Consider the following 12101-nt stretch of genomic DNA (forward strand, 5'->3'; position numbering starts at 1 on the left):
TGGATATTCAATTATAAAATCCGATGATTATACTGTTTTATCGGATGGATTGAAAATGGTTTGGTAGTGATTAAGGACGTCATTTGCCGTGATTTGGTCAATTTTATTGTCATTTCCAAAATTTTTGGCCTCAAGCACGGTGACTTTTTCCCCGTAAGGCTTCGATTGTGTTGGATTTGTCGGGCCAAAGAGGGCGATGACGGGCGCATCACTTGCCGCTGCAAAGTGTGCGATGCCGGTATCATTGGCCACAATGAGCTCGGCGCCATTGAGCCAATAGGGAATGTCTAACAGTGCAGTTTGATCGCATAAATTGATGATGCGCTCATCGCTGTCGGCGATTTGTTTGCAGATTTCCGCTTCACTGCCGGCGCCAAGGACTAAAATGCGCGTCACATAATTGTGATTGAACAATAATTGCGCAAGTTCCATAAAACGCTCAGGATGCCAACGTTTTTCGGGATGCTGTGGGCTGCAACCGGGCACAAAAACGGCAAACGCATGATTTTCTAATAAATGCTGCTTTTTCTCTTCGATGCGCGCGATGATTTCAGGCGATGCAATGATGCGGGGGCGCGTACTTGTGCGAACCACGCCCACACTTTTAAGGGCGGCATAAAAACGATCAACAACGTGATTGTTTTCAATGTCATGGGTTTTAATGTGATTGTCATAACACCAATGGCGGCTGCGTCCAATGATGGTTGCGCGAGTAAAGCGGAGAGTTTTTGCCGCAGAGAGCAGCATGCGGGAGCGATCACTGTTTTGTAGATCAATGATCAGATCATAATTTTCTTGTTTTAATGTGGTGAGCCAACGCCAAGTGGCGCCAAAGCCCTGTTTTCTGAGTTTAAAGTCAATGAGTTGATGAAAACGATCATCATGCGCAAAGAGCTGATGCCACGGCGGGAGCACATTTAAATCAATCTTTGCGTGTGGAAATGTGGCTTTAATGTCATCAAAGGTGCTGCTTGCGAGCACGCAATCGCCCATCGCGCTCCATTGAATGATCAAAATGCGGCGATAATCTTTCACAAGGTTATTCATAGAGATCCTTTTCACCTTCAGGGCGAGTTTTAAAGCGCCGATGCGCCCATAAATATTGCTCAGGGGCCTCCATGATCCATGATTCAAACATTTTATTCAAACGCTCGCAATCTTCAACAGGCGACTCAGAAGGGAAATGATCAAGAGCAGGGAGGATCTTCACGCGGTATTGATTGCCTTCACGAATGCAATAATAAGGCAGCACTTTAGCTTTGCCCACTTTTGCCATTTGGGAGGTCGCGGTGATCATCAATGCTTTGACGCCAAAGAAATCCACAAACACATGATCGCTGCCGCCATAGTTTTGATCAGGCGCATACCAAAGCAGTTTGCCTTGGCGAAGGAGTTTGATGGTTTTGCGGATTTCGTTGCGATTGACGGGCTCATTTTGTGATTGAGCGGTGCGCATTTTAAATTGGCGCTCTTCATATGCGCGGTTTTTGTGCTGACGATACATCGCCACAAATGGGGTTTTGAGCGTAATGGCACGTGCCCCAAGCTCAAGGTTGCAAAAGTGCACAGTCAATAACAGCGCACCTTCACCTGAGGCTTTCACGGCGTCTAAATTCTCTAACCCTTCATAGGTGAAGAGTTTTTTGACCTGTGCCTCAGGTTTTAACCAAGCGGCTAAAGTTTCAAAGATGCCCATGCCAAGGGCATTAAAATTCTCTTTAACGAGCTCGGTTTGCGCATCTTGAGATAAATCAGGGAAGCACAACGCGATGTTGCGCTCCACAATGTGGCGGCGTTTTTTCGCCACATAATACGAGAGCTTGCCAACGCCTTTGCCTGCGGCTAATAAGATGGGCATTGGCAATCTCGCAATGTATTTGCCAACCCAGAAGCCTAAGGCAATCGCATGATCTTTAATCCAGTTCGGCTTATGGTATTGCATGATTACTGTTTGTTTTGATCACAAATTGGGGCAATAAAATGTACGGCTGTGTCCCAAGGTTGCTCGATCCATGTATCTTGTGACACATCGATGACGTTAAAGTCCACCAATGGTTTGCCTTGTGGTTTGGCAAAGATGGTGACGAAGTAAGCTTTTGGATACAATTGACGGATCAATTTTGCCGTATTGCCAGAGTCCACTAAGTCATCAATGATGACAAAGCCTTCGCCTTCATTCGGTAAATTGCACTCTTTAACGAGTTGCATGTCTGTTTGCTGTTGATATTCGTGGTAGCTTGCAATGCACAAGGTATCCACGTAACGAATGTTCAATTCGCGCGCAACGATCGCAGAAGGCACTAAACCACCACGACTGACCGCAATGATCCCTTTCCACTCTTGACGTTCGATTAAATGTTGAGATAAAGCTTTCCCGTGAACTTGGAGCATATCCCAAGTAACTAAATATTTTTTCGACATTTTGGTTTCCAGTAGATGAGGTTCTGATATAAAATAGCCGGTTATTATAGTTTTTTTTCTTTGATTACACCAGTCAAAACATTTGCTGATTTGACGGGTGATCTTTTTTTGTAAGGTTAGACAGTGACTACTCCTAAGATTGGCTTTGTTTCGCTCGGTTGCCCAAAAGCATTGGTTGACTCCGAATATATCTTGACGCAATTGCGTACTGAAGGATATGAAATCGTTCCACAATACAATGATGCAGACCTCGTTGTGGTCAACACTTGTGGCTTTATTGATTCAGCGGTGCAAGAGAGCTTAGATGCCATTGGTGAAGCGTTAGATGAAAATGGCAAAGTGATTGTCACAGGTTGTTTAGGTGCAAAAGCGGACACCATTTTGGAAAAGTATCCAAATGTATTGAGTGTGACAGGTCCGCATGCATTCCAAGAATTGATGGGCGCTGTGCATCATCATTTGCCAAAGCCGCACGATCCCTTCATGGATTTGGTGCCACAAGCGGGCATTAAATTGACGCCACGCCATTATGCATACCTTAAAATTGCAGAAGGGTGTAATCACAGCTGTACGTTCTGCATCATTCCGACGATGCGCGGTAAACATCAATCATATCCTGTGGAAAATGTCTTGTCACAGGCGAAAAAATTGGTGAATTCAGGTGTGAAAGAGCTATTGGTGGTGGCGCAAGATACGAGCGCTTATGGCGTGGATGTGAAATATAAAACAGGTTTTGCCGATGGCACACCTGTCAGAACGCACATTCAAAACCTTTGTGAAGAACTTGGTAAACTGGATGCATGGGTGCGTTTACACTACATCTATCCTTATCCGCATGTTGATCATTTGATTCCATTGATGGCAGAAGGCAAAATTTTGCCGTACATCGATGTGCCCATGCAACATGCGTCCCCACGCATTTTAAAAGCCATGAAGCGCCCCGCCAATAGTGAAAATATGTTGATGCGCATCAAAAAATGGCGCGAAATTTGCCCTGAAATTACCATTCGCTCAACTTTCATTGTTGGCTTCCCAGGGGAAACGGAAGAAGAGTTCCAAATGCTTTTAGATTTCATTGAAGAAGCACGTTTAGATCGCGTGGGGGCATTCATTTATTCACCGGTGGAAGGCGCGCCAGCAAATGACATCGCAGAACTCATTCCGGTGGAGATTCAAGAAGAGCGCTTAGGTCGCTTTATGGAGCTTCAAGCGCGCATTTCTGCAGAGAAATTGGCGCTTAAAGTGGGTCAGACGTTAGAAGTATTGGTGGATGACTTTGATGCTGACAATGGCGTGGCCATTGGCCGCACAAAAGCCGATGCCCCTGAAATTGATGGCTTGGTTTACATCGATGGCGCCGATGCATCGTGCGTTGGTAAAATTGTCAATGTATTGATCGATGAAGCGGACACCTATGATTTATATGGTGAGCTCATCTAACATGAGTTTTGTGCCGAATTAAGCTACACTATGACAGTTAAAATTTAGAAATGGGTAATTAATAATGGCCAATGATATCTACAGAATTCTTTATGTTGAAAGCAGTGCAGAAAAGGTCACTCAACTCAAGCAGTTGATTCGTGTGTCGAGTGTTGAGAGTAAAATCACTTTTGATGTGGCAACGACAGATTCTGTGGATGGCATTAAAATGGCCTTAACCAAAGAGGGCTGTGACTTAATTTTGTTACAAGACTCTCCAAAAGTCCCTGATCTGAAAGAAATTACAGAGGCCATCGGCATGCAAAGTGTGCCGGTGCTTGTGTTGGTGGCAGAAGAGCAATTTTTAGAAAAACGCCAAATCATGATGCAAGACGGTGCGCTTGATGTCGGTTCATTGCAACAAAGTGATGTGCTCTTTAAACAGATCGTGCGTGCCATTTTTGAGCGTAAAAATCAGCAAGGTTACCGTGAAACCCTAGAGAAAAATGCCCAATTGGCAGAAATTACAGCCCAATTGGCCGCGCAATCTGAAGATTTGATTGCCTATTTTGGTGCCACCGATGGCCTCTTTTTATATGCCAATGAAGCCTTTTTAAAGTATTTCGGTTGGCAAGATTTTAATGAATTAGCGGCCACCACGGCGCTTGAATACATTGGGGCAGAGCAATCGGCATCTTTTAAAAAGATGATGAAGATTGCGAGCAAAACAGGCAAAGAGCAGCAAGCGACGTTAAATCTCATCAATCCACGCACGGGCAATGGCGCTGAAGAAGTGGTGACGATTAAACCTGCAATGCATCAAGAGTTGCCTTGCCTTGAAATTTTTGTGGCGCAATCCAATGACGGACAAACTGCACCTGTTGTGGTGGAGGCTACACCTTCTCTCGCGTCGCAGTTTTATAACCGTTTGGCATTCATTGAGAATTTATCAAATTTTGTGGGCAGCTCATCTTGGTTGGTGAGTTTAGTCTTAGAAGATTATTTTAATTTTCGTAAAAAATATGGCGTTGAGGTCTTAGAGTCCTATTTCTTGGGGCTGGCTAAACATTTAGATGCTCAGATCAGCAATCTGCATTATGCTCGTTATTCTGATGAAAGCATGGTGCTTTTGCTCACTAACAGTGACATGACAAAAGTGGATCGCTTAGGGATGGCGATTGTGGCCAGCGCAGAAGGTTATGTGTTTAAAGCAGGGGATGTGAGTTTTCATGGTTCTTTTTCCTTCTCTTACACCAATTTAGGCGATTCAGTGGAAGGCATCATTGATGCCTGTGCGCGTTTAGATGATTTATCTGGTTTATTAGAAACCCGCGTGGTCTTTACGGATAAAAAAGAAGAGTCAACCCGTGCCATTCAAGCGGTGCAACATGGCGTTGAAATTTTAGAAGTTGGCGACATCGATGAAGAGTACATGCCACTCTTTACTGCATTGAATGATCAGCACATTCGTCAAACCTATATTCCGGTGGCAGACTTCTTAGCCCAAGGCAAAGAGAATTATGTGGCCAGCTTCTCATTGCGCGATGCACAGGGCAATCCTGTGGTGTGGAACCGAAGCTTCACCTTCACCTCAGACAATGTTTTGATGCGTGATTTAGATCAATTCATGCTCTCAACAGCCGCTGAAAATCTTGCCAAAGTCGAGGGTGGCAATAAGCGCATTTTAGTGCCGTTATCCATGTACTTTTTAACCAAGCCTGAATATTTGATGGATTGGATTGAGCAAAATGCCAAAGCGCCTTGTGTGGATCATCAAATCATCTTTGGTTTGGCAGAAGAGGTGGTCGATGAGCATTTTGAGGCAGCCAAACACTTCTTCCATGTGATTGCAGAGGCAGGCTTTGCCGGCATGGTGTATGACGTGGTGGACATCACCTCAACGATGGTCACAGAACTTGATGTGGTGATGGTGGCCTTGTCTGAAAACTGTATTGGTCGTATGAGTCGCAGCATCTCGAGTGATGAGATGATCAAATTACCAAAATTATTACAAGATTTAGAGCGCAAAGGCGCAGGTTTAATGGCAACGGGTGTCAACTCACCGACGAGCATGACGCTTGTGTGGGAATACACCATTCCTTATGCCTCAGGCACCATGATTGGTGCTGTGACAGAGTCATTGGACTTTGATTTTTCACAAGTGATCATGTAAGGGGATAAAAATGACGATGACACGTCGAGGCGTATTACTGGCAGCAGCGGCTTTAATGGTCACAGGTTGTGGCTTTCATTTGCGCGGTGCCATTCAGTGGCCAAAAGAGTATCAGAAGGTTTATATGGTGGGCTATAACCCTGATGATCGTCAGACGTTTTACAGCGCAGTTGTGAATTTTTTCCCATCTGGCGTTAAAATTGTGACGGATGAAGCGCAAGCAGATTTAATCATTCAAGTATTGTCAGAGCAGCAAACTTCACGTGCCGTGTCAGGTTTAGCAGTCGATCGCGCCACAGAAGAAGTGGTGACATTAACCATGGTGGTGCAAGCGAAAGATCGCGATGGGCAAGAGATTTTGCCGCCGACCACATTAATGCGCGAAAGTGACTTTAGTTATCAAGAAGCGGCGTTACTCAGTAAATCCACAGACAGTCAACGTGTCTCTTACGCCCTTCGCCAAGAGCTTGCGGGCATGTTCATGCGCCGTTTAGAAGCTGCCTTACGAGTTCAACCATGATTGCACTGATTCAACGCGTCAATCATGCAAGTGTAAAGGTTGATGGAAAAACCATCGGGGCGATTGATGCAGGTTTATTGGCATTTGTCGCCATTGAAAAACATGACACGCCACAAACGGTGGAAAAAATGGTGGAAAAAATCATCCATTACCGCATTTTTTCTGACGATGCCGGCAAAATGAATCGCTCCCTGCAAGACACAGCGGGCGGATTATTATTGGTGTCGCAATTTACATTGCTGGCCAATACCGATAAAGGACGCCGCCCATCCTTTACAGACAGCCCACCGGTTGAAATGAGCATTGCGTTGTATGAACACAGTATTATGCATGCCAAAACATTGCTACAAACGGTGGCACAAGGGGAATTTGGGGCCGATATGAAAGTATCCTTAGAAAACGATGGCCCCGTCACATTTTGGTTAGAAGTGTAGATGATAGAATCCGATAGAATATTGATCAGCGGTGAAAAACAACGCGAAGAAACCGTCATTGATCGCGCCATTCGCCCGAAGCGTTTACAAGATTACACAGGGCAAGCGGCGCTGCGCAATCAGTTAGAAATTTTCATCACTGCTGCCCGCAATCGTGGGGAAGCGCTCGATCATGTATTGCTGTTTGGCCCACCAGGATTGGGGAAAACAACGCTGGCCCACATCATTGCCCATGAGTTGGATGTGGGGTTAAAACAAACCTCAGGACCTGTGCTTGAAAAAGCGGGCGATTTGGCAGCGTTATTGACGAATTTAGAGCCAAATGATGTGCTGTTCATTGATGAAATCCATCGCTTGAGCCCGATGATTGAAGAGGTGCTCTATCCTGCGCTTGAGGATTATCAGTTAGACATCATGATTGGGGAAGGGCCCGCGGCGCGCTCCATTAAGATAGATTTGCCGCCTTTTACATTGGTGGGTGCGACAACGCGTGCAGGCTTATTAACCTCGCCGCTGCGTGATCGCTTTGGCATCATGTCTCGCTTGCAGTTTTATTCCAATGATGAATTGACCAACATTGTTTTGCGTTCAGCATCGCTTTTGAATGTGGAATTGATGCCAGAAGGCGCCGCTGAAATTGGTAAACGTTCCCGCGGTACGCCAAGGATTGCCAACCGCTTATTGCGCCGCGTGCGTGATGTGGCAGAGGTGCGTTCAAATGGCGTGATTGATGTGGCGATTGCTAAAGAAGCGTTAAACATGCTAGAAATTGATGCCTATGGCTTAGATGAGCATGATCGCCGTTTGTTGCAGTTGATTGTGGAAAAATTCTCAGGCGGTCCTGTGGGGTTAGATACGATTGCCTCAGCCTTAGGGGAAGATCGCGGAACGTTAGAAGATGTGATTGAGCCTTATTTGATTCAAGAAGGGTTCATTATGCGCACCCCAAAAGGTCGCGTGGCCACTGAAAAGTGTTGGCAATATTTTGGCTTAGAGATGGAAGCATGATGCAAAAAACAGGTGGATTAATCATCGGATTACAGGGTACAACCGTCACGACTCAAGAGCGTGCATGGCTCATGCATCCTTTGGTGGTGGGCGTGATTTTATTCACCCGCAATTATGAAAGCTTAGAGCAGCTCATTTTGTTGACGGCAAAGATCAAAATGATCAACCCGAAATTGATGATCTCTGTGGATCATGAAGGCGGCCGCGTTCAGCGTTTTCGTGAGGGCTTCAGCCGTTTACCGCCGATGGGATCATTAAAAGAGCTGTATGCACAAAATATGCATTCAGCGCTGATGCAAGCGGAGCATTATGGTTATGTGATGGCATCAGAGCTCAAGCAAGTGAATGTGGATTTTAGCTATGCGCCAGTGTGTGACATTGATTATGGGCACAATACAGTGATTGGCGATCGCGCTTTTCACTATGAGCCCGATGCGGTGGCGGCATTGGTGATGGCATTTTATCAAGGCATTCGCCGCGCTGGTTCCATTGGTGTGGCTAAGCATTTTCCGGGGCATGGTTATGTGTCAGTGGATACCCATTTAGGGATTGGCATTGATGAGCGCCCGCTCGATGAGATCGAACGCACGGATTTATTGCCCTTCATCACATTGATTGATGCCGGAATAGAAGGCGTGATGCCTGCGCATATCATCTATCCAGCGTTGGATGATGCCCATACAGCGGTCACTTCACGCACATGGCTCACGTATCTTCGGGACGTGTTGCATTTTGAAGGCGCCATCATTAGTGATGATTTAGACATGAAAGGGGCAGCGCATTTAGGCAGTGCCATAGAAAAAGCTCAAGCCTGCTTTGATGCAGGCATTGACATTATTTTGTGCTGCAATGACTTTGCGGCGATTGAGGATCTTTTATCCCTCACAACAGAGCGCGTGCTCAGTGAGGATGTGCGTTTTCGTTGTGAAGTGATGCGTGCACATTTACAGGATTGATGGGTAGGCGCTTGAACTGTTCAGGGTTAAAGCGCGTTCCTAAATCATAGTGTAAAACGCCTTCAGGATCGCGATAAGCATAGGCATAATGATCATCATAATAGTGCCACACATAAAGCGCAGTGATCGGGAATTTAGCCTCAATTTTCAGCTTTTTTGTTAAAGTTTTATTGAGGTGAAAGCAGCCCATAAATTCTAAGTCATGGGCTTTGAGTCCATCTTCATCGATCAATAAATCCCCATATTCATAGCGCATAAAAGCAGCAATGCCACGCTCTTCTTCATCTGTTAAGCCTGTGGTGCCAAACCAATCAGCCATCTCTAAGACAGACGCTTCAGCGCGTTCATTGCGCTCAAAAACATCATCGGTGATGAAATCATCTTTGAGCACATAAAAGAATTCTGTTTTACAATGCCCTGAATAAAAGAGTGCAGGATTTCGATTTGGCAATGGCACGGCAATTGTGTGCATGCCTTGAATGAGGGTGGGATCATTTTCTTCACTGAGCCACAAAAATTGTGACACCACAATGTGCAATGCAGCATCAATGGGGTCAAAACGGCGCGAGATTTCAATGGTGGTGTGTTCAGACAATCCTTCAGGTGATGGCTGCATGCGCTCTGGCATGGCTAAAAAATCTTGGTAAGATCGGGTTTTTAATTCATCAACCAGCGCTTCAAAGATGGCATTGTCTTTTGTATGTATTGTTTTTAACACAGCGATCGTCTCCGTTTTGGTAACAATGCTCACTAGTTTACGGAGAATTAAAAAAAATACTTTGATCTGGTGACAGTTTTTGCTTTAAAAAACATTTAACTGCATTAAAATGTAAACTTTTGTTGATGGGATTGAAAGGTATGACCTATTTTGTGGGCGCACATGTCAGCGCATCAGGTGGTGTGGATTTAGCACCGCAGCGAGCGAAAGATATTGGGGCAAATGCATTTGCCTTATTTACGAAAAATCAGCGCCAATGGAAGGCCAAGCCACTTGAGCCAAAAGTGATTGCCAACTTTAAAAAAGAGTGCTTTAAACTCGGTTTTAAAGGCAATCAGATTTTACCCCATGACAGTTACCTCATTAACTTAGGGCATCCGGAAGAAGAGGGGCTCACTAAATCCCGCGATGCTTTTTTAGATGAGATGCAGCGCTGCGAGCAATTGGGCATTGAGTTGCTGAACTTTCATCCGGGCAGCCATTTAAATAAGATCAATATTACGGACTGTTTAGCACGCATTGGCGAGTCCATTAACATTGCGTTGGATCAAACCAAAAATGTGGTGGCTGTGATTGAAAATACTGCAGGGCAAGGCACCAATTTAGGCTTTGAATTTGAGCAGCTTGCTGAGATCATTCACCATGTGGAAGATAAAAGTCGCGTGGGCGTGTGTATTGATACTTGTCATGCCTTTGTGGCAGGGTATGATTTACGCACGTTTGAAGCGTGTGAAAAAACCTTTACCGCCTTTGATGAGATTGTTGGGAATCAATATTTGCGTGCGATGCATCTCAACGATGCGAAAACAGACTTTGAAAGCCGTGTGGATCGCCATGCAAGCTTAGGACAAGGCACCATTGGTTTAGGGGCGTTTGAATACATTATGCAGCACCCACAATTTGAAGGCATTCCTTTAATTTTAGAAACCACCAATCCTGACATTTGGGATCAAGAGATCGGTTTATTGCGCAGTTTTACACAGGAAGCATGATGGATTCATTAGCATTGATTTTGCCAGCAGATGGGCAAATGCCAGATTTGGCCAATACATACACGGTGCAAAGTGCACCATTGACGTATCCCTCTTTTGTGTGGGATGGGCAATCACTCTTTTGGCAAGATGAAGCGAAACAGAAATTAACCGTAGATTTTGCCTCCCCAAAGCAATTGTGGCGCTTTTCTAAACTCAATAAAGCGCAAGAGCCCATTTTACGTGCATTAAAGTGGAAAAATGGCGAAGGGCAAGCGGTGTGGGATTTAACGGCAGGTCTTGGGCGCGATGGTGGATTGCTGGCATATTCTGGTTGTACGGTGACATTCTTTGAGCGCAATCCCACGTTGCAAATTCTGCTCTCTGAGGCGATTTTTAGCCTTCAAACAGAGATGCCAGAGATGGCTGCCCGCATTACATTAAACTCTATGAGCTCGATTGATCATTTAAAATTGGCATTGAAAGATGACACCATGCCATTGCCAAACAGTTGCTATATGGATCCGATGTATCCGCACCGTAAAAAATCAGCATTGGTGAAATTAGATTTACGCATGGTGCGTGATTTAGTGGGCGATGATCCGGACAGTGCTGAGTTATTATCATTGGCCATTGATTTACTGAAAAGCGGGCGCGGTATGCAGCGCGTGGTGGTTAAGCGTCCTGCAAAATCAGAATATTTGGGCGATTTTAAACCCAGTTACAGCGTTGAAGCGCCCAATACGCGCCTTGATGTCTATGTGCCTTAAGGAGTCAACATGAAACAATTACACGGGGCAATTTTTGATGTCGATGGGTTGCTGTTTAATACAGAGCAACTTTATTGTGACATCTGCATTGAGGTGGCACCTAAATATGGCATCACTACATATGATGAGCACTATTATCGCCGTTATTTGGGCACATCGAATCAAGATTTATATGCCATTTATCAGCAAGATTTTCCTTTTTTGAGTGTTGAGGATGTTGATCAATTCATTCGTGAAGTGCAATCGATTGCCGAAGGATATTTATTGGCTGGCGATGTGGCGATTAAGCCCGGTGCTACCGATTTATTGGCATTTTTGGCAGCGCGTGACATTCCGTGCGTGATCGCTTCAAATAATTATGCCCATTTCATTGATGCGATGCTCACACATCATGGCATTCGCGAGCACTTTGGGCACATTTATGCGCTTGATCACATTGAAAATCCAAAGCCGCACCCAGAAATTGTGCATAAAGCGGTGGATTTTTTAGGGCAATCTCACAGTGATGTGGTGATGTTTGAGGATTCAACAAATGGTGCTAAAGCTGCCATTGCGGCAAATGTACCGGTGATTATGGTGCCAGATATGTTGCCGCCGCCGGATGCGCTTCGTCCCTCTTTGCTCAAAGAGTGCGAAAGCTTAAAGCATGCCTCTGACTTTATTCAGCAGCATTATCATTGGTAAGAGGATAAAAAAGCGAACAGATGTTCG

The 12101-nt window shown here is 45.1% G+C and carries 13 protein-coding genes; 9 read left to right on the forward strand and 4 right to left on the reverse strand.

Features of this window, described 5'->3' with window-relative positions:
* Window positions 1–27 precede the first annotated feature (27 nt).
* Genes B143_RS0106255 through gpt form a run of 3 tightly spaced genes read right to left on the reverse strand, consistent with a single transcriptional unit; the run spans window position 28 to window position 2421 of the window.
* The gene (locus B143_RS0106255; protein ID WP_018122617.1) at window positions 28–1047 is read right to left on the reverse strand and encodes a glycosyltransferase family 9 protein; all 1020 of its coding nucleotides are present in this window, start codon (window positions 1045–1047) and stop codon (window positions 28–30) included.
* Window positions 1040–1942, reverse strand: a complete 903-nt coding sequence (gene lpxL / locus B143_RS0106260; protein WP_018122618.1) for an LpxL/LpxP family Kdo(2)-lipid IV(A) lauroyl/palmitoleoyl acyltransferase — start codon at window positions 1940–1942, stop codon at window positions 1040–1042. The genes B143_RS0106255 and lpxL overlap by 8 nt, the downstream gene beginning before the upstream one ends.
* Window positions 1943–1944: 2 nt before the next feature.
* Window positions 1945–2421, reverse strand: coding sequence for a xanthine phosphoribosyltransferase (gene gpt, locus B143_RS0106265; protein WP_008315700.1), 477 nt, complete (start codon window positions 2419–2421; stop codon window positions 1945–1947).
* Window positions 2422–2544: 123 nt separating this feature from the next.
* Here gpt and rimO point away from each other — a divergent pair, with 123 nt between their 5' ends.
* The 6 genes from rimO (at window position 2545) to nagZ (ending at window position 8931) form a co-directional block, all read left to right on the forward strand.
* A complete protein-coding gene (gene rimO, locus B143_RS0106270) occupies window positions 2545–3861 on the forward strand; it encodes a 30S ribosomal protein S12 methylthiotransferase RimO (protein WP_018122619.1) in 1317 nt (438 codons plus the stop codon).
* 64 nt (window positions 3862–3925) lie between these two features.
* Window positions 3926–6013, forward strand: coding sequence for an EAL domain-containing protein (locus B143_RS0106275; protein WP_018122620.1), 2088 nt, complete (start codon window positions 3926–3928; stop codon window positions 6011–6013).
* Between the two features lie 10 nt (window positions 6014–6023).
* Window positions 6024–6533, forward strand: coding sequence for an LPS-assembly lipoprotein LptE (locus B143_RS0106280; protein ID WP_018122621.1), 510 nt, complete (start codon window positions 6024–6026; stop codon window positions 6531–6533).
* Window positions 6530–6967 (forward strand): D-aminoacyl-tRNA deacylase, encoded by a 438-nt coding sequence (gene dtd / locus B143_RS0106285; RefSeq protein WP_008315696.1) that lies wholly within the window; start codon window positions 6530–6532, stop codon window positions 6965–6967. Before B143_RS0106280 ends, dtd begins: the two co-directional genes overlap by 4 nt.
* A complete protein-coding gene (gene ruvB, locus B143_RS0106290) occupies window positions 6968–7975 on the forward strand; it encodes a Holliday junction branch migration DNA helicase RuvB (protein ID WP_026165744.1) in 1008 nt (335 codons plus the stop codon).
* Window positions 7972–8931, forward strand: coding sequence for a beta-N-acetylhexosaminidase (gene nagZ / locus B143_RS0106295; protein WP_248647510.1), 960 nt, complete (start codon window positions 7972–7974; stop codon window positions 8929–8931). The genes ruvB and nagZ overlap by 4 nt, the downstream gene beginning before the upstream one ends.
* Here nagZ and B143_RS0106300 read toward each other — a convergent pair.
* Entirely contained in the window at window positions 8876–9649 is a 774-nt protein-coding gene (locus B143_RS0106300; protein WP_018122623.1) for a hypothetical protein, read from the reverse strand. The genes nagZ and B143_RS0106300 overlap by 56 nt on opposite strands.
* Window positions 9650–9789: 140 nt before the next feature.
* Here B143_RS0106300 and nfo point away from each other — a divergent pair, with 140 nt between their 5' ends.
* From nfo to B143_RS0106315, 3 genes are read left to right on the forward strand one after another with little or no spacing between them, the layout of a single operon-like run.
* Window positions 9790–10641: a deoxyribonuclease IV gene (nfo, locus tag B143_RS0106305; RefSeq protein WP_018122624.1), complete on the forward strand. Its 852-nt coding sequence runs from the start codon at window positions 9790–9792 to the stop codon at window positions 10639–10641.
* A complete protein-coding gene (locus tag B143_RS0106310) occupies window positions 10638–11390 on the forward strand; it encodes a class I SAM-dependent methyltransferase (RefSeq protein WP_248647511.1) in 753 nt (250 codons plus the stop codon). The genes nfo and B143_RS0106310 overlap by 4 nt, the downstream gene beginning before the upstream one ends.
* 9 nt (window positions 11391–11399) lie before the next feature.
* A complete protein-coding gene (locus tag B143_RS0106315; RefSeq protein WP_018122626.1) occupies window positions 11400–12074 on the forward strand; it encodes an HAD family hydrolase in 675 nt (224 codons plus the stop codon).
* Window positions 12075–12101: the final 27 nt, after the last annotated feature.

It is taken from the genome of Wohlfahrtiimonas chitiniclastica DSM 18708 (assembly GCF_000375345.1).
Classification (GTDB): domain Bacteria; phylum Pseudomonadota; class Gammaproteobacteria; order Cardiobacteriales; family Wohlfahrtiimonadaceae; genus Wohlfahrtiimonas; species Wohlfahrtiimonas chitiniclastica.